Raw genomic sequence first — 17827 nt, forward strand, 5'->3', positions numbered from 1 at the left:
GTCAGTCGGTGACGGCGACCGCCCAGCGGAAGTGGTTGCGCAGCACGTAGCCGCCGTCCGCTCCGCGGAACGGCGCGGCCGCGGCCACCACCACGCCGTGCAGCTCAGTGAGCGTCGCGGCATCCTCGCCGAGCAGGATGCCGCGCACGAGCGTCGTGTCGTCGCCCGCACGCCACGGGGTCGCGACGATGCCCGACGCGACCACCTCGAGGCCGGCATCCATCATCGTGTCCTCGATGCCACCCGCCGGGCGCAGGGGACCGTCCGGATGCTGCTCCTCATCGAGCGCCTCGGCGACGGCGCGTTCGATCACGTCGATGTCGCTGCGGGCGGCCTCAGCCCAGTTCGCGATGCCGATCCGCCCGCCGGGCACCACGACGCGGGCGAACTCTCGTAGGGCGCCGACCGTGTCGTCGGCGAACTGCAGCGCGTTGACGGCGGTGACGACGTCGAAGCGCCCGGCGTCGAAAGGAAGGTGCTCGGCGTCGGCCTCGACCACGGGAGCGTGGACGGATGCCGCAGCCGCCATCGCCGGCGCTGGATCGGCGCCGACGGGCTCGGCGCCGATTGCGCGCAGCCGCGCCAAGAACTCGCCGCTCCCGCATCCGACGTCGAGCACTCGTGTGCCCGAACCGATGCCGCACCGCGCGATGAGCTTGTCCTGAGCGGGAGCCGCGAACGAACCCCACAGCGCCGACCAGCCTGCCGCGACCTCCGACCAGCCTGCGGCATCCGCTCCATCGACCATCCCGTCACCCTATCGAGGCTCGGTCGTCCACCATTTGGGTGGACGTGTCCACCGAATGGGCGACGCGTCCCCTCAATGGGTGACACGGGGTCGCGCCATGCGTCACACTGAGTCCCATGTCAGCGTTGACCAGCATCGGCCTTCCCGTGGCCCTCGGCATCATCATGTTCGGACTCGGACTGAGCCTCACCGTCGGCGATTTCGCCCGTGTCCTGAAGCAGCCGAAGGCGGTGATCGTCGCGCTGCTGTGCCAGCTCATCTTGCTGCCGGCGGTCTGCTTCGGGCTGGTGCTGGCGTTCCAGCTGCCGCCGGTGCTGGCCGTCGGCATGATGATGCTCGCCGCGTCGCCCGGCGGCACGACGGCGAATCTCTACAGTCACCTGTTCCGGGGCGACGTGGCCCTCAACATCTCGCTCACCGCCGTGAACTCCGTGATCGCTGTCGTCACGCTGCCGGTGATCACGAACCTCGCGATCCTGTACTTCAACCCGTTCGACGACCAGCTCGGGCTGCAGTGGTCGAAGGCGCTCGAGGTGTTCGCGATCGTGCTTCTCCCGGTGGCGCTCGGCATGATCGTCCGCCGCTTCTGGCCTGGCTTCGCAAAGGCGATGGACAAGCCGGTGCGCATCGCATCCGTCATCATCCTTGTCATCGTGATCGTCGGCGCCGTCGCACAGAACTGGGCTCTCCTCGTCGAGAACTTCGGGCGACTGTCGCTCATCACGATCGTGTTCTGTGTCATCAGTCTGACGGTCGGGTACGTGGTGCCGCGCCTGATCAAGGTGGGCAAACGCCAGGCGATCGCGTCGTCGTTCGAGATCGGCATCCACAACGCCACGCTGGCGATCGTGATCGCCCAGACCGTGCTCGGCTCGGTGGAGCTCAGCCTGCCCGCGGCGGTCTACGGCGTGCTGATGTTCTTCATCGCGTTCGGGTTCGGCTTCCTCATTCGCGACCGGGCCGCCGTCGGGCCCGAGAGCGAGGTGTCCGCCCCCGGATCGGCGCGACCTTCGTAGACTGGGGCGGCGAGGAGGTGCCATGCGCCCGCTGACCGAACACGAGGTGCGTTCGTCATTCGTGAACGCCTCACCTGACGAACTCCGCGTCGTCGCGCTGCCCGCCGATTTCGTCCTCACCGACTGGGACCACTTGGACTTCCTGGCGTGGCGCGATCCACGCAGCCGTGGCCGCGGGTACCTGATCGCCGAACTCGACGGCGAGCCCGCCGGCATCGTGCTGCGTGCCGCCGAGGGCAGCTCGCGGGCACGTGCGGCGATGTGCGATCTGTGCCACACAATGCAGCCCGCCGATCAGGTGGTCATGTACACGGCCCGCAAGGCGGGGGATGCCGGGGCCCACGGCGACAGCGTCGGCACCTACATGTGCGCCGACCTGTCCTGTCACGAGAACGTGCGACTCGCCGCTCCGCTCGCTCCCAACGAGGTGCGCGCGAGCGTCGATCGCAAGATCGACGGTACGAAGCGTCGCACCGAGGCGTTCGTCGGCCGCGTGGCCGAGACGGCGGCGGTCCGCCGATGAGCGTCGTGGTGGTGGGGGACGCCCTCATCGACGAACTGCGTGACGAGCACGGCGTGCGCGAGTTCGTCGGGGGAGCGGCGCTGAATGTGGCGGTCGGTCTGGCACGTCTCGGCGTGCCCGCGACCCTGGTGGCGATGCTGGGCGATGACGAGCCCGCCTCGCGCATCCGGCGGTACCTCGCCGACTTCGGCGTGGAGCTTCTCGCGACTCCGTCGCTGCTGGGCACCGCCCGCGCCGTGAGCACGCGCTCGGGCGGTGGCGAGCCGACCTACGACTTCAACGAAGCGGCACAGCAGCGGCGCATCCGGTTCGGCGATCGCGAGCGGGAGGCGATGGCGGATGCTGCGCTCGTGGTCGTGAGCTGCTTCGCCTTCGATGACGCCGAGCAGATCGACGATCTGGCCGCCGTGATCGCCGATGCCGGGGCACTTGCGCTGAGCGAGGGACGAGCCGAAGTGTCCGTCGCCGTCGACCCCAACCCGCGGACCGGAATGCTGCGCGACAAGTCCGACTTCGTGCGCGGTTTCGAGCGGCTCGCAGCGCGGGCCGCGCTCGTGAAGGTCGGCGACGACGACGCCGCCCTGCTGTACGGCGATCGCCTGGACGCGCTGCGGGCACGCCTCATCGATCTCGGCGCCCGGGCCGTGCTGGCCACGGAGGGCGCCGCGGGCGCCACCATCGAGGCCGGCGACATCGTGGTCACCCGGCCGATCTCGAACCTGCCCGGACGCGTCGTCGACACGATGGGAGCCGGCGACGCAGCGTTCGCAGCGACGGTCGCTTCGATCCTCGAGACCGTGCCCGTCACGACCGACGAGTGGGCGGAGGTGCTGCAGAACGCGATGGATGTGGCCGCCGCGACCTGTCGTTTCGAGGGTGCGCTGCTGCGCACCCCGAGCGCCCTGACGAACATGGATCTGGATCGCCTGGGCACCTGATCGCGCGGTCGGTGGCGCCGATTTCGAGCACCGCCGCCGACAGCGTAAGATGGTGGATCGCGCCTCCGGTCGACTGTACAAGCCGGGCGGGTGCGCACTTGGCGAGTTACCCAAGCGGCCAAAGGGATCTGACTGTAAATCAGCCGGCGTAGCCTTCGGGGGTTCGAATCCCTCACTCGCCACCGTGTGACCACGCGCCCCGCACTGCGGGGCGCGTCGTCGTTTCGGCTCAGGCCGGCGCGCTGTCGACGACTCTGCCCTCGTCGAGACGGATCACGCGGTCCGCTTCCGCGATGAGATCCTCGTCGTGCGTCACGCAGACCACGGCCGCACCGCGTCGGGTCTCGGAGGCGATGGCTTCGCGGATGCGGCGCCCGCTCGCCGCGTCGAGAGCGGTCGTGGGTTCGTCCAGCAGCAGCAGTTCCGCACCTCGGGCGAGTCCCTGAGCGAGCAGTGCGCGCTGACGCTGCCCACCCGAGAGCTCCGCGAAGGGCCGCCGTTGCACGTCCGTCAGTGCGAGCCTCTCGAGGGCACCGTCGACAGCACGCCGGGCGATGGCATCCATCGGCCGCCATGCGCCGAGCCGCCCCCACGCGCCGACCGTGATGACGTCGCGCACCGTGACCGGCAGCAGCTCCGCCACCGCTGCGCGCTGCGGAACGAAGCTCACCGAATCGGCGGCGAGGCGGACCGCGCCCGACGACGGATTCCGCGTTCCCGCGATCACCTCGAGCAGCGTCGACTTTCCCGCGCCGTTGGGGCCGGCGACCGCCGTCAGGGAGCCCCGCGCGATGATCGCGTCGATGTGGCACAGCACCTCGTGCCCGCCGAGTTCGACGTGGACGCTGTCGAGCTGCACGATCGGTGCGGCCATGGTGGTGGTCATCGCTCCAAGCCTACCGCGAGTTTGAGAATCGTTATCAACAAGGGTACCGTCGTCCCTCGTGACCTGGCTCGCCGATCCCTTCGCTCTCGACTTCGTGCAGCGCGCCTTCGTGGGCGGCTCGCTCGTGGCGATCCTGTGCGGCGTGGTCGGAACCTGGGTCGTCATCCGCGGCATGGCCTTCCTCGGCGAAGCGCTCGGGCACGGGATGCTCCCCGGCGTCGCCCTTGCGACCGTGCTGGGGTTCCCGGTCCTGATCGGTGCGACGCTCAGCGCCGTCGCGATGAGCCTGGGGATCGGCGCGCTGCAGCGCCGCGGACGGCTCTCGTACGACACGAGCATCGGATTGCTCTTCGTCGCGATGCTCGCGCTCGGCGTGATCGTGATCTCGCATTCGGCCAGCTTCGCGACGGATGCCACGGCCATCCTCTTCGGCGACATCCTGGCGATCTCGGGTCCTGACCTCGTGGTCCTCGGCGCGGCCACGGCCGTCGGCCTGCTGCTCGCTATCGCCGCTCACCGCCCCCTGGTCGCCCTCGCGATCGACCCGCGGACAGCCGCAGTGCTCGGGCTCGCTCCGCGGGCGGCGCACACGACCCTCGTCGCGCTCGTCACCCTCGCCGTCGTCGCCTCGTACCAGGCGGTCGGGTCACTGCTGGTGGTCGGTCTGCTGCTCGCGCCGGCGGTCGCCGCGGCCCAGTGGACCTCCCGCATCCCGTCGCGCATGCTGCTTGCCGCAGCGCTGGGCGTGGCCGCCGTCGCGGGCGGGCTGCTGCTGTCGTGGCATGCCGGAACGGCGGCCGGGGCATCCGTCGCTCTTGTCGCGATCGGCTTCGCGGGGCTGTCGTGGCTCGCGAGGGCGGCTCGCGACAGCGTGCGCACATCGCCGCTTCCCGCCACCTGAACCCTCCCCACGTTCGAACGAAAAGGATCCTGTGCGTCGCTCTGCCGTCTCTCTTCCCCTTGCCGGGCTGCTGCTCGTCACGCTCGCCGGATGCGCGGGTGCGTCCGCAGCTGCGCCTGCCACCCCGACCGGAGAGGGTGGCGACGGCGACGGCCACGGCAACATCCAGGGTGCCGCCGAGGTCAGCGAGCCCCCACTCGGCCTCACCACCATCGACCCGGACGGCGGCGTCCTCCACCTGGATCTGCTGGACGAGAGCGTCGCCGACCTGGGACGCGTCCCGTCCCCGTCGCAGGTCGCCGGTGACGGCCGCTACCTGTTCGCGACCGGCCCCGACGGCGTCACCGTCGTCGACAGCGGCCGGTGGACGTGGGACCACGTGGACCACTTCCACTACTACCGCGCCGAGCCGCGCATCGTCGGCGAGGTGCCGGGCGCGGGGCCGGCGACCGTCGCCACCACGAACTCCTCCACCACCGGAGGCACGGGAATCTACTTCGCCGAGTCCGGTGATGCCGTGCTGCTCGACACCGAAGCGCTCTCGAAGGGCGAGATCGTCGAGAAGTTCCGGGTCGAGACCACGCCGCACGACGGGCTCGTCGTACCCGTCGGGTCGTTCGCGCTCGTGACCGAGCCGCGCGGCGGCGTGGTCTCGACGGTCGCCGTCTATGACGAATCGGCGATGCCGGTGCGCGGAGCGACGGCCGAATGCCCCGACGCGCGCGGCACCATCACGACGCGCGTCGGTGCCGTGATCGGCTGCGGCGACGGCGCACTGCTGGCGACGGTCGAAGACGGCGAGGTCGCGATCGAGCACATCCCGTACCCGGCGGGGACGACTGCGGCACGCGCCACGGCGTTCGCCAACCGCGAGGGACGGCCGACCGTCGCGGCGCTCGCCGGCGACGACGGGATCTGGCTGCTCGACACCCGCGCGCGCTCGTGGACCCTGCGCCCGGCGCCCGCGCCGCTCGTGCAGGTGACGGCGGTCGACAACAAAGCGGAGCACGTGCTGGCCCTCACGACGGACGGTCGCGTGCTCGTGCTCGACGGCACCACGGGGGCCCTCCTCGCCGAGACGGCGCCACTGGTCGCCGAGTCGCTCTCGGGCGGCGTCGGCGCGCCGGCGTTGATCGCCGACGAGCAGCGCGCCTACCTCAACGGGCCCGCCGAGCAGCGTCTGTACGAGATCGACTTCGCGGATGCTGCGCGCGTGGCACGTGTCTTCGACACCGATGTGGCGCCGACGTTCCTGGTGGAGACCGGGCGATGATGCGGCGTCTGGCTCCCGTCTGCGTGATCGCCGGGATGCTCGCCGCCATGCTCGCCGCGTGCGCGCCCGCTGCCGACGACCGGCCGCTCGTGGTGGTGTCGACGAACATCCTCGGCGACGTCGTGGGCGAGCTCGTCGGCGACGAGGCCGAGGTGATGACCCTGATGCGCCCCAACGCCGATCCCCACTCGTTCGAGATCTCGGCGCAGGAGGCGGCGCGACTGCGCTCCGCCGATCTCGTCGTCTCGAACGGACTCGGGCTGGAGGAAGGCCTGCAGCAGCATCTGGATGCGGCGGCCGCCGACGGCGTGGCGACGTTCGTGGCGGGTGATGTCATCGAGGTCCTCGACTACCGCGAGGGCGACGCCGCCGGCACGCCCGACCCCCATTTCTGGACGGATCCCGCGCGTATGGCCGATGTCGTCGAGGCGCTCGTTCCCGAACTGTCCGCGCTGCCCGGCGTCGACACCGACGCGGTCGCCGCGCAGGCCGATGCGTATGGCGCCGAGCTGGCGGCGCTCGACGCCGAGATGACCGCGGCGTTCGCCGGCATCCCCGACGCGACTCGTGCACTCGTGACCAATCATCATGTCTTCGGCTATCTCGCCGAGCGCTTCGACTTCCACGTGATCGGCGCCGTCATCCCGGGCGGCACGACCCTTGCCGCGCCGAGCACGTCGGATCTGGCCGATCTCGTGTCGGCCATCGAACAGACCGGCGTGCCGGCGATCTTCGCCGAGTCGTCGTCGCCAGACAGGCTGATGCGCGCGCTCGCCGACGAGGCCGACGTACACGTGGACGTCATCGAGCTGTACACCGAGTCGCTCACCGAACCGGGCGGGGGCGCCGCCGACTACCTGACCATGATGCGCGTCAACACGGAGCGCATCGCCACCGGGCTCTCCTCCTGAGCCACCAAGAAGAAAGAGGATACTTCCATGCGCACACGCACATTGCGCCGCGCCGGACTGCTGGTCGTCGCCGCCGGCGCGATCACCACCCTTGCCGCCTGTTCGACTCCATCTGCCGACTCGGCGGGGTCAGGCGGCACCGCCACCGAGACCTCGACCGAGGTCGCGGGTGATCGCGTCGCCCTCTCGTACGAAGGCGGCATCCTGGTCCTCGACGGCGACACTCTCGAGACCGTCGCCGATCTCGAGAGCGAGGAGTTCACACGCCTGAACGCCGCGGGCGACGGCCGTCACGTGATGGTCACCATGAGCGAGGGCTTCCAGGTGCTCGACACGGCAGCGGGCACCACCGAGGACCCCGCGCTCACCGATCTGATCTTCCCGGCAGACACGCCCGGGCACGTCGTGCGCCACGACGGCAAGACGATCCTCTACGCCGACGGCACAAGCGACACCACCATCTTCGACACCGATGCGCTGGCCGATGCCGAGGGTGAGCTGCCCGAGACAGAGACGATCGAGGGCGTCGAGGCGCACCACGGCGTGTCGGTCGTGCTCGAGGACGGCACGTTCCTCACGACGGTCGGCAACGCCGACGGTCGCAACGGCATCGTCGTGACGGATGCCGAGGGCCAGACGATCGCCGAGAGCGACCAGTGCCCCGGCGTGCACGGCGAGGGGACGGCAGCCGATGAGGCCGTCGTGTTCGGCTGCGAGAACGGCGCGCTGCTCTACCACCACGGCGAGATCGTCAAGCTCGACGCTCCCGACCAGCCCTACGGCCGCATGGGCAACGCCTACGTGAGTGAGACCAGCCCGCTCGTGGTCGGCGACTACAAGAGCGACCCGGATGCCGAGGGTTACCTTCTGGGGGCCGTCACGGTGATCGACACCGAGGCGCACACGCTCGAGGTGGTCGACCTGCCGGACGGCGTCGAGTACACCTTCCGCGACGTCGCACGCGGACCGGGCGACCTCGCCTACATCCTCGCCAGCGACGGGTCGATCCACGTGTTCGATCCCGAGACCCGTGAGATCACCGAGTCCTTCCCGGTGATCGCGCCGTGGGAGGGTCCGGGCGAGTGGCAGGACGCGCACCCCGCGATCGTCATCGCGGGCGACATCGCCTACGTGACCGAACCTGCCGCGAACGCGGTGCACGCGGTCGACCTCGGAACGGGAGAGATCGTCGCCACGGCCGACCTCGAGGTGGCGCCGGTCGAGATCGCCGTCGCGGCCGGTTGACCCGGGGGAGGAGGGGCGGTCCGCCGCCCCTCCTCCACAGCGTTCAGACCATCCGCGGGCGTTTGAGATGGTGCACACCGGCACGCGGGCCTCCCGAGGCTGAGACTCCGCATGCCAGGATGGGCAGTGCGGGATCGCCCGCGACACGAGAGGACCGCCATGACCGTGCCCGATCCGTACGCGACGGCAGAGACGCGCCGCGACGACGCCCCGACCTCCTTCCTCCTGCGCGCCGCCATCTGGGTGGCCATCGGCGCCCTGATCGCCGCAGCGATCGTCTGCGTGGTGTGGGTGCTCGTCGGCGGCCAGAACGGCATCGTGGGACGGGCGTTCCTGACGATCCTGCTGCTGGTGGGCTTCGCCGCAGTCGCCATCCTCGACTCGCACCTCGCTCCCCGCCGTCCCGCCTGGTTCGCGCTGGCCAGCATGGGTACGTGGATCGTGATCCTGCTGCTCGGCGCCGTGATGATCTGGATGCCGGAGCGCTACTACTGGGGCGGCTTCTCGCGATTCATTCAGTTCCTGCTGATCGTGCTCATCCTTCAGCTGGGCCTGCTGCACCTGCGCCTGTACATGAAGGCGTTCCAGCGGTACGACACCCCCTTCACCAGGGTCGTCGCGATCGTCACCATCACGCTCGTCGTCGCCCTCGCCGCCCTCCTGGTGATCCCGCTCGCGTTCGGCGAGTACCTGAACCTCGCCGACCTCTACTGGCGCATCGTCGTCGCCGTCGCGATCCTCGCCGCGGTCGGCACGGCGCTGATTCCGCTCGTGAACGTCCTGTTCGCCCCGAAGAAACCGCGCTCGGCCGTCGCCTCCTACGGGCAGGCTCCCGTGCCCGCTGCTCCTGCCCCGCCCGCGGCCGGACCTGCGTCGCAGGATCGACAGGAACTGCTGCCGTGGCCGATGTACGTGGACGGCGTCACCCCGCTGCCGATGCTGCCCGACGGCTCGCCCGACTGGAACGCCTACTACACCGGCTACCCGTCGCCCGGAGCTCACGTGTTCGGCGCCACCGAACAAGCGGCGCCCACGCAGCCTGCCCCCGCGGACGCCGGGGCCCCGCCGCCGCCGGCGGCACCCACGGCACCCGGCTACGAGGGCTATCCGCCTCCGCCGCCGCTCCCGCCGCGCGAGTGATGCTCGGTGCACAGCAGGCCGATCCCGCCCTGCCCGGCGCCGCCGGGCGGTGACGGGTTGCGCGTGGGGGCGCCGTCGACTCAGATCGGCAGCATTTCGAGGGCGGCCATCGCGGCGTTGTGTCCGCCCAGGCCGCTGACGCCGCCGGCGCGCCGCGCTCCCGCGCCGCACAGCAGCACGGCCGGATGAGCCGTCGCGACGCCCCAGCGCTGCGCCGGAGTTGCGAGGTTCTCGTCATCGGATGCCCACGGCCACGACAGTTCACCGTGGAAGATGTCGCCGCCGATCATGCCGAGCGAGGCCTCGAGGTCGCCGGTCGTCCGGGCCTCGATGCACGGCGTGCCGTCGGGAGCCTCGTACACGCAGTCCGCGATCGGCTCGGCCAGCACTGAGTCGAGCGAACGCTGAGCCGCCGCCAGCAACGCCGCACGCGCGGCATCCGGATCCTGCCCTGCCACGAGACGGTGGGGCACCTGCAGACCGAAGAGCGTGAGCGTCTGGGTGCCAGAGGCGCGCAATTCCGCGCCGAGAATCGAGGGGTCCGTCAGTGAGTGGCAGTAGACCTCGGCTGGAAGAGGATCGGGGATGCCGCCACCCACCGCGGTGGTGTAGGCCTGATCGAGCTGCGACATCGTCTCGTTGATGTGGAACGTGCCGGCGAACGCCGCCTCCGGCGAGACGTGCGCGTCCTTCAGGCGAGGCAGCCGCCGCAGCAGCATATTGACCTTGAGCTGCGCGCCCTCGGGGACCGGTGTCGCCTCGGCCCCGCCCGATGACGTGTCCGGCAGCAGACGTTGCAGCAGCGCCGGACCGACGGCGCTGAGGACGAGCCGGCCGTGCACCGTCTCGGGCTGAGCGCCACCCACCTCGACCACGCCGTCGGGCGAGATCGAGATCACATCAGCACCGGTGCGCAACTCCGCCCCTGCCGCGCGCGCGGCCCGGGCGAGCTCGTCAGTGACCTGCCCCATGCCGCCGACGGGTACGTCCCAGTCGCCGGTGCCCCCGCCGATCACGTGATAGAGGAAGCAGCGGTTCTGCCGCAGGCCCGGGTCGTCGGAGCGGGAGAAGGTGCCGATGAGGCCGTCGGTCAGCGCGATGCCGCGGGCGATGTCGGTGTCGAGCGCGCGGCGCAGCATCGCGCCGAGGGGCTGCTCCACGACGTCGTCCCACAGCGCGTCGTCTCCGAGGCGAGCGCGCATCGCCGTGCGGGTCCCGAGCGGTTCGGTCATCGAAGGGAAGACGGCGCCGGCCATCGGCGCGACGCGGTCGCCGAGCGCCTTGAAGCGCGCCGCCTCGGCCCCGTCCCCGGCACGGGCGAACGAAGCTGTCGTGGCTGCGGCATCCCGCGTGTCGACGAGGATCCCTCGCGACGGGTCGGCGGGGTCCGGTGTGTACGACGAGTAGCGCCGCCGCAGCAGCCGGATGTCGAGGCCGAGGTCGGCGACGATGCGGGCGGGCAGCAGGCTGACCAGGTACGAGTACCGCGAGAGTCGTGCATCAACCCCCTCCCAGGGCCGCTCCGACACGGCTGCGCCGCCGACATGGTCCAACCGCTCGAGGACGACCACCGTCCGTCCGGCGCGCGCGAGGTAGGCGGCGGCCACGAGCGCATTGTGCCCGCCCCCGACGATGACGACGTCGTACACGCGAGTCCGCGGCCCGTTGCCCATACCGACACGGTATCCCCGGGCGGCCCGCCACGCCCCCGCCCGCCCTGCCCCCGCCCGCCCTGCCCCCGCCCGCCGCGTGCCGGTGTACAACCTCGGATCCGCACCTGCGGATCCGCACCTGCGGATCCGCACCTGCGGATCCCCGCACCGACACGCCGTTCCGGCACGCCGCGGCGCGGGCGCGTCGCACCCGCTGTCCGCACCTGCGGATCCGATTCTGTGCGCTGCGCGGCGCGGCCTCTCCCGCTGTCCGCACCTGCGGATCCGATTCTGTGCGCGGCGCGGCCTCTCCTGCGGGCGGACGACCCAGGGGGAGGGGCGGGATAGCGTGGTGGCATGAGCCTGCCCCGCGACCTCGAAGCCCTCGCCGTCGACATCGCCCGCGAGGCCGGCGAGCTCGCTCGGGTCCGGCGCGAAGCGGGTGTGGCGATCGCCGCCACGAAGTCCGCTCTGGCCGACATCGTCACCGAGGCCGACCGCGAGGTCGAAGCGCTGATCCGGTCCCGGTTGCGCACGGCCCGACCCGACGATGGGTTTCTCGGTGAAGAGACGGGCGCCGAACCGGGCACCAGCGGCATCACGTGGGTGGTCGACCCGATCGACGGCACAGTCAACTACGCCTACGGCATCCCGACCTACGCCGTGAGCATCGCCGCCGTCCAGGGCGACCCGAGCCCCGAAGCGTGGGATCCGCTCGCGGGAGTCGTCTTCAACCCGCCCGGTCGCGAGCTCTTCCGCGCCGCGCGCGGCGAAGGCGCGTGGCTCGGGATGACGCGGCTCGGCGTGAGCGCCGAGGTCGGGCCCGCGGGCGCCCTGCTTGCCACCGGCTTCGGCTACAACGCCGAGACACGGCCCGACGACCTCGCGCTCACCGGGCGCGTGCTGCCGCTCGCGAGAGACATCCGTCGCGCGGGCGCCGCCTCACTCGACCTTGCCTACGTCGCCTCGGCGCGACTCGACGGCTACTTCGAGCGCGGACTCAAGCCGTGGGACTTCGCGGCGGGAGCGCTGCTCGTGACGGAGGCGGGTGGCAGATTCCGCCGTGCCACACCGGATGAGTCCGGGCGTTCTCCGCTGGTGATCGCCGCATGTCCCGCGGTTTTCGACGCGCTCGCAGAGGTGACCGAACTGGTGTGAGCGTGGGAGGGCTCCCATGCTCGAGGCGTAACGTCGAAACGGAACCCGAGTCGCACATGGCATTCCCAGGACGAGCGAGGTAGTGTTTACCCGATCGTTACCTTCGTCACCCGAAATGGCGAAGTGGTCATAAGCCCGAACGACCGTTTCCTGCGTCCCCCCGCAGCACGACCGAAAGCCCCCTGCCGCTTTGCCTTTCGACGCCCCACAGGCCGAGTCTGCTCCCACGCGCAGATCGAGTCGGACCTCCGCTGCGCCCGTCCAGGCGACGACGACTGAGGTCGCCGCGGCGTCGCGTGCGGCGGCTCGACGTCAGGCAAGCGCAGGTCAGGCACGGCCGGCGGTCGTGTGGGGCCGCACCGTCACGCAGGCCGTCGCTGCCGCAGCCGCCTCGGTCACGACTTCGGCCACCGAGACTGCCATCGCGGAAACTGCGGCAGCGCAGACTGCGACCACCGAAACCTCGGCGCCGTACGCTCCGGTCGCGGAGCCCACGGTCGCGGAGCCCACGGTCGCGGAGCCCACGGCCGCGGAGCCCACGGTCGCGGAGCCCACGCTCGCCGACGCCCCGCAGGCGGGCGTCCCCGCGGCCGGCGACGCGAGCCTGGCGACACCGACGCTCGAGGTCGCGGCGGCCATTGCCGCGGCGATGCACTCGCCGGTCTCGGCCTCCGATGCGCCTCTCAGCAGGCGCGCGCGTCGCGCGACGCTGAGCGCATCGCAGCCGATTCCCGTGCCGGTGATCGCGAACGAGGTTCCGGCTGAGCCAGATCGGCCGATGGCGTCCTTCCGCCAGGAGCTTCGGACCCCCGAGGCCCCCGCGCCCCTGATGGAGTCCGTCCTCGCCCCGGCGGAGCCTTTCGAACTTCTGGAGCCGGCCGCCGACGCCCAGCCGGCCGCCGACGCCCCGCCGGCCGCCGACGCCGCGCCGGCCGACAGCGCGCCGGCCGCCGAGGCGACTGAAGCGCCCGAGACCGCGAGCGAGTCGACCGCACGGCCCACGGCATCCGGGGTCGATGAGTTCGAGGCCGCGGCGCGCCTCTTCTCTTTCACCGGCGAGACGCCGGTGCAGGGTCCTGCCGCCGCCCCGGAGGCGACGGAGCAGCCCGCAGACCCTCAGCGCGAGCGCGCACACACCGTTCCGCGGCGGGCCAAGACGCCGCGCGCGCCGTTGACGCGAGTCGCGACCACGTCGTTCTCGATCGGCGCTTTCGGCATCGTCGGCCTCCTCACGGTCGGGTTGACGACCCCGTCCCAGGCCGTGGCGGCGGCCAGTGGTGCGGATGCCTCGTTGTCGGTCGTCGCCCCCGCCGACGGATCCGTGACCGAGGTCGACGAGGACGAGATCCAGGCGTACGTCGCTCCGGCGACCGTCCAGCCCGACGCGCTCGACCGCACCGAGCAGTACGGAACGACGACGACGGCAGAACTCGCCTCGGAAGCCGGCATCCGGAACTTCTCGAACCTGTTCCACAACGACCCGAATTCCAACATCCAATGGCCCTTCGCCGTGGGTGTGACCATGTCGTACGGGTTCGGGATGCGCTCCGGTCGCATGCACGAAGGCATCGACTTCACCCCGGGCGCCGGCTCGCCGATCCAGGCGATCGCCGACGGCACCGTGCGGGTCGCCTCCGAGGCAGGTGGCGCGTACGGCGTGCACGTGATCATCGACCACATGGTCGACGGTCAGCTCGTCTCGAGCCACTACGCCCACATGCAGTACGGCTCGATGCAGGTCACCGCCGGCCAGCACGTGACGGTGGGCACCGTGCTCGGTCGCACCGGCAACACCGGACGCTCATATGGGGCCCACACCCACTTCGAGATCCTGATGAACGGCACCACGCCGATCGACCCGATGCCTTGGCTGCGTGAGCACACGGACGGCACCCACGTCGTGGGTTGATGCGATTCTGGAGGATGCTGCGGCTCTGGTATTCTCTTCTAGTTGCCTGCTCGCAGGCAGCACGCCCCGATAGCTCAGTGGCAGAGCACTTCCATGGTAAGGAAGGGGTCGTCAGTTCAATCCTGACTCGGGGCTCGCAAGCATTCGAATCTCGACCGTCCGGATGCCTCGCGGCAGGGTAGCTCAGTTGGTGAGAGCGCACGACTCATAATCGTGAGGTCGCGGGTTCAAGCCCCGCTCCTGCTACGGATAGCCCCGGAATCTCGCCGATTCTCCGGGGCTTTCTGCATCCCCGGTCTAGAACGGCAGAAGCGTCCGCTCCATCGCGCGGAAGAGCTCGCCGTACCCGGCCTGCCGTTCGAGGGTCGCGGTGAAGTCGACGACGACATCCTGCGCCGCGGCGGAGATATGCGAGTCGGCCGTGCGTCGGAACTTGCGTTCGAAGTCCGCGTCGGTCATCGGGGTCTCCACCGAGCCTGGCCCGCTGATCACCTCTTTGCTGATCCGCTCGCCCGATCGGAGCTTCACGGTGACACGGTTGGCGAGGTGGCGGGGGAAGAGCGCCGTCAGCGCCGTATCCTCTTCGACGGTCGTCGTGTCCATCAGGATTCGCACGCGCGGGTCACGGATCTTCTCGGCGGAGTACGAACCCAGGTCGATGTCGCCGTCGATGAGAGCGCGCGCCACGTTGTACGCCAGGCTGTGGTCGGCGGTCTCGCGGGTGGCGGGCTGCCACTTCGCTGCATCCGCGAGAACCCGACGGTTGAACTCCGACGTCTCGATCAGGATGCTCTCGATGTCGTCGAGATGAGGGATGCTGGGTCTCAACCCGATCGCGGCCCACACGGCGGTGTGCAACTCCCCATTCGTGGGAAATGTCTTGGTGAGCGATCTCATGATCGCGAAGTCGCCGTTTTCACACGTTCCGAATGCGTCGACGTCCAGCTCGAACCGACCGGACACTTGCGCGAAGAAGCCTGCGTCGCCCTCGAAGATCGGCGATGGGCCGGTCATGCCGTAGGAGGCGAGCTGGGCGGCGAAGACCGCGTTGCGTGCGGCGTTCGCTGCGGAGCATCCCTTCCAATCCGAAAGCGCACCGGTGCGCACCTGGCGCATCGAGACGTGCCCGCTCAGTGCGAGGTTGATGGCGTGCTCGGCTTGCGTCTGGTCGAGCATCAACAGTCGTGCCGCCGCGGCGGCCACGGCGACGTTGACGTAGTTGACGTGGTCCCAGCCGCGCTTGTTCAGGCCGGCGGCGTCTTGGAGGCGCATCTGCACCTCGTACGCCACGACGATCGCCGCGACAAGTTCGGCCCCCGGCAAGGACTGCGCCTCTGCCAGCGCCAGGCAGGCCGGAATGCTGTCGCTCGGGTGTCCGGGCTCGCGGGCCATGTAGCCGTCGTTGTAGTCCAGGAACCGCACCATCACCCCGTTGGTGAACGCCGCGAGATCGGGGGTGGTCTGCATTCGGGTGCCGAGGATCGTCGACCCGGGCACGGGAACGGCGCGGGCGACCGCGATCGCGGCGTCGACGGGAGGAGCGTCGTACGCGCCAACAGCGCAGGCCAGGCTGTCGAGGAGCCGCTGCCGCACGCAGGCGACCACCTCGGTGGGCAGGTCATCCGCCGAAGATCCGAGCGCATACCGCGCCAGGCGCGAGGCGATGGGCTCAGATGTCATCGTTCGCTCTTCGGATGTGTCCGGCGCGATTTCCCGAGCCGACGGCGATCGAATCTGTCTCGGCATCCGTCGTCACGGTCACGTCGTCTCGAAGCTCGGGATCTCGATCGCCGCGAGCAGCACATGCTGCTGCCCCGAATGCATGTCGCGGTCGGCGAAGCTGCCCTGCACGACGGGCCGGGGGAACGAGATCTTGATCGCTCGCAGCAGCGGCATCGGAAACACTTGAACCTTCGCTGGATCGGTGCGGTAGAGCGCCGCGATCAGCGCAGGGTCGACGACGTCGGATGCTCGTACCCTGTCGAAGACCTCATCGGTCGGCAGGAACACGTCGAGGGTCAGCCAGAAGGGACCGGCGTTCTTGGCGCGTACGAGGTCGGCGACGTCGTCGAGGGTCTGGCTGGCTGCGGTCTGCTCAGACACGAGGAGCCACCTCCTGGTACTCGGTGCGGAACAGCTCGCTCTCGTCGTCGACGGCGATCGTATGCTGCAGAACGAACTCGTAGGTGGCGCCCCGCTCCATCTCGGCCGGCGAGGTCGCGAACGCGAAGCTCGGCAGGTGGGTCATGCCTTCCAAAGGAAGGTGGAGCATGAGCGGGTTGGCGATCTTCGCGATAGCGGTCGCGGTCACCTGGTCGGCCGCACGGGAGCGGAACAGCACACCGACCTCGCGTGGCGGCTCGCCGCCGGGTTCGAGGTCGCCCAGTACGGCGTTGTGGCCGTAGGCGCGCAGTTCGGCATCGTACTCGCTGCGTTCGAGACCGAGGTGCTTGCGCACACGGCGGTGCAGTTCGCCCTCGAACCGCGCCAGCCAGGCATCCATCTGCTCGAGGATGTGCGGATCGCGGATGCCGACCAGCGACACCGTCTCGTATCCGCCGAGCGCGGCGCCCTCGAGTTTGATCGTCGCCTGGGCCGCCTCTTCGAAGATCGAGCCCTCCACGCGGGTGACCCGATCGTCCACCGCGGTGTAGACCGCGGCGCTCGTGTCGAGGGTGCCGCTGGGCTCGCGGAGGCGGAAGGGGTCCGCGCTCTCGTACAGCATGTGAGCGGCGACCGTCATGGGCGTGGCGGCGGACGCGTCGTCGAGCGGGTGGATGCTGAAGCCGGCGTCGTCGATCTCGACGAGCACTCCGCCGCCGAGCGGATCGGTCGTGCACTGGCTGCCGCACTCCACGGTCTTGGCCGCGTGCCACGTCGGACCTGGGGCGATGCCACGCCCGAGCGCGATGCCGGCGACGGATGCGGTGTCGGTTGCGCGCCCCGTGAGCACCAGGTCGGCCCCCGCCGCGAGCGCCGCGGCGATCGGCGCATGCCCCATGAGGCCGACGATGTGCTCGCAGCGCTCGACGGTTTCGGCCGTGAGCGGTCCTGCCGGTTCGAGCGGCGCGACGCGGTCGGCGGTGACGGCGTCGAGGACTGTGTCGTGGGCGAGCTCGCTGTAGATCCTCGCCATCGTGAAGCTCAAGGTCTCCTCGTCGGCGATCTCCTCCGCGATCCCGGCGACCCAATCGACGCCGGAATCGGTGCCCGAAGTGCCGCATGTCGTGACGACGACGGGGATCCCCGCCTGTTGTGCGGCGACGATGATCGTTCGCAGATCGCTCTTGAGCGACCCGCGGGACGTCTTGGCCACGCCTGCACCCAGGTAATGCGGCCCGGAGTCGGTGGAGCCGCCGTCCACGGCGATCGCGTCGGCGCCGAGCGAGATTCCGCGCGCCACCGGTTCCTCGCTGATGCCGCCGCCGAGCATGCCGATGGGGAAGATGATCCGGACCGAGTCGCCTACTTGCGATCGCGGTCCGTTGGTCACATCAGTGCGTGAAGTCATAGAGGCCATCCCTTCT

The 17827-nt window shown here is 70.3% G+C and carries 16 protein-coding genes and 3 tRNA genes; 13 read left to right on the top strand and 6 right to left on the bottom strand.

Going from position 1 to position 17827, the window contains the following annotated elements; genetic code table 11:
* Position 1: 1 nt before the first annotated feature.
* Positions 2–748, bottom strand: a complete 747-nt coding sequence (locus tag K0817_RS06820) for a class I SAM-dependent methyltransferase (protein ID WP_219980620.1) — start codon at positions 746–748, stop codon at positions 2–4.
* Positions 749–864: 116 nt separating this feature from the next.
* Here K0817_RS06820 and K0817_RS06825 point away from each other — a divergent pair, with 116 nt between their 5' ends.
* The 4 genes from K0817_RS06825 to K0817_RS06840 all read left to right on the top strand — a co-directional run bounded on the left by K0817_RS06825 (position 865) and on the right by K0817_RS06840 (position 3407).
* Positions 865–1764 (top strand): bile acid:sodium symporter family protein, encoded by a 900-nt coding sequence (locus tag K0817_RS06825; protein ID WP_219980621.1) that lies wholly within the window; start codon positions 865–867, stop codon positions 1762–1764.
* Between the two features lie 22 nt (positions 1765–1786).
* Entirely contained in the window at positions 1787–2287 is a 501-nt protein-coding gene (locus K0817_RS06830) for an FBP domain-containing protein (RefSeq protein WP_219980622.1), read from the top strand.
* Complete coding sequence (locus K0817_RS06835; protein WP_219980623.1) at positions 2284–3225, top strand: PfkB family carbohydrate kinase; 942 nt, start codon at positions 2284–2286, stop codon at positions 3223–3225. Before K0817_RS06830 ends, K0817_RS06835 begins: the two co-directional genes overlap by 4 nt.
* Before the next feature lie 100 nt (positions 3226–3325).
* A tRNA-Tyr gene (locus K0817_RS06840) sits at positions 3326–3407 on the top strand.
* A 47-nt stretch (positions 3408–3454) separates the two neighbouring features.
* Here the strand turns inward: K0817_RS06840 and aztA are convergent.
* Positions 3455–4111 carry a zinc ABC transporter ATP-binding protein AztA gene (gene aztA, locus K0817_RS06845; RefSeq protein ID WP_253735232.1) on the bottom strand — a complete coding sequence of 219 codons (657 nt, stop codon included), beginning with the start codon at positions 4109–4111 and terminating at the stop codon, positions 3455–3457.
* A 58-nt stretch (positions 4112–4169) separates the two neighbouring features.
* On the opposite strand from aztA, the gene aztB reads away from it, so the two are divergent.
* From aztB to K0817_RS06870, 5 genes are all read left to right on the top strand, one after another.
* Positions 4170–5012: a zinc ABC transporter permease AztB gene (aztB, locus tag K0817_RS06850; protein WP_219980624.1), complete on the top strand. Its 843-nt coding sequence runs from the start codon at positions 4170–4172 to the stop codon at positions 5010–5012.
* A 31-nt stretch (positions 5013–5043) separates the two neighbouring features.
* Entirely contained in the window at positions 5044–6285 is a 1242-nt protein-coding gene (locus tag K0817_RS06855) for an ABC transporter (RefSeq protein ID WP_219980625.1), read from the top strand.
* Positions 6285–7196: a zinc ABC transporter substrate-binding protein AztC gene (gene aztC, locus K0817_RS06860; protein ID WP_219980925.1), complete on the top strand. Its 912-nt coding sequence runs from the start codon at positions 6285–6287 to the stop codon at positions 7194–7196. The genes K0817_RS06855 and aztC overlap by 1 nt, the downstream gene beginning before the upstream one ends.
* Before the next feature lie 27 nt (positions 7197–7223).
* Positions 7224–8441, top strand: a complete 1218-nt coding sequence (gene aztD, locus K0817_RS06865) for a zinc metallochaperone AztD (protein WP_219980626.1) — start codon at positions 7224–7226, stop codon at positions 8439–8441.
* A 159-nt stretch (positions 8442–8600) separates the two neighbouring features.
* Positions 8601–9581 (top strand): hypothetical protein, encoded by a 981-nt coding sequence (locus tag K0817_RS06870; RefSeq protein WP_219980627.1) that lies wholly within the window; start codon positions 8601–8603, stop codon positions 9579–9581.
* Between the two features lie 80 nt (positions 9582–9661).
* On the opposite strand, the gene K0817_RS06875 is transcribed toward K0817_RS06870, so the two are convergent.
* On the bottom strand, positions 9662–11254 hold the full coding sequence (locus K0817_RS06875) for an NAD(P)/FAD-dependent oxidoreductase (protein WP_219980628.1): 1593 nt from the start codon (positions 11252–11254) through the stop codon (positions 9662–9664).
* A gap of 336 nt (positions 11255–11590) precedes the next feature.
* On the opposite strand from K0817_RS06875, the gene K0817_RS06880 reads away from it, so the two are divergent.
* From K0817_RS06880 to K0817_RS06895, 4 genes are all read left to right on the top strand, one after another.
* Positions 11591–12391: an inositol monophosphatase family protein gene (locus K0817_RS06880; RefSeq protein ID WP_219980629.1), complete on the top strand. Its 801-nt coding sequence runs from the start codon at positions 11591–11593 to the stop codon at positions 12389–12391.
* A gap of 346 nt (positions 12392–12737) precedes the next feature.
* Positions 12738–14300 (top strand): peptidoglycan DD-metalloendopeptidase family protein, encoded by a 1563-nt coding sequence (locus K0817_RS18690; RefSeq protein ID WP_253735233.1) that lies wholly within the window; start codon positions 12738–12740, stop codon positions 14298–14300.
* Positions 14301–14363: 63 nt separating this feature from the next.
* Positions 14364–14435, top strand: a tRNA-Thr gene (locus K0817_RS06890).
* Positions 14436–14472: 37 nt separating this feature from the next.
* Positions 14473–14546, top strand: a tRNA-Met gene (locus tag K0817_RS06895).
* Between the two features lie 51 nt (positions 14547–14597).
* Here K0817_RS06895 and K0817_RS06900 read toward each other — a convergent pair.
* The 3 genes from K0817_RS06900 to K0817_RS06910 form a co-directional block, all read right to left on the bottom strand.
* Complete coding sequence (locus K0817_RS06900; protein WP_219980630.1) at positions 14598–15980, bottom strand: MmgE/PrpD family protein; 1383 nt, start codon at positions 15978–15980, stop codon at positions 14598–14600.
* A gap of 78 nt (positions 15981–16058) precedes the next feature.
* Positions 16059–16403: a DUF4387 domain-containing protein gene (locus K0817_RS06905; RefSeq protein ID WP_219980631.1), complete on the bottom strand. Its 345-nt coding sequence runs from the start codon at positions 16401–16403 to the stop codon at positions 16059–16061.
* Entirely contained in the window at positions 16396–17811 is a 1416-nt protein-coding gene (locus K0817_RS06910; protein WP_219980632.1) for an acyclic terpene utilization AtuA family protein, read from the bottom strand. The genes K0817_RS06905 and K0817_RS06910 overlap by 8 nt, the downstream gene beginning before the upstream one ends.
* Positions 17812–17827 lie beyond the last annotated feature (16 nt).

The sequence above is a fragment of the Microbacterium sp. HD4P20 genome, from assembly GCF_019449275.2.
GTDB lineage: Bacteria > Actinomycetota > Actinomycetes > Actinomycetales > Microbacteriaceae > Microbacterium.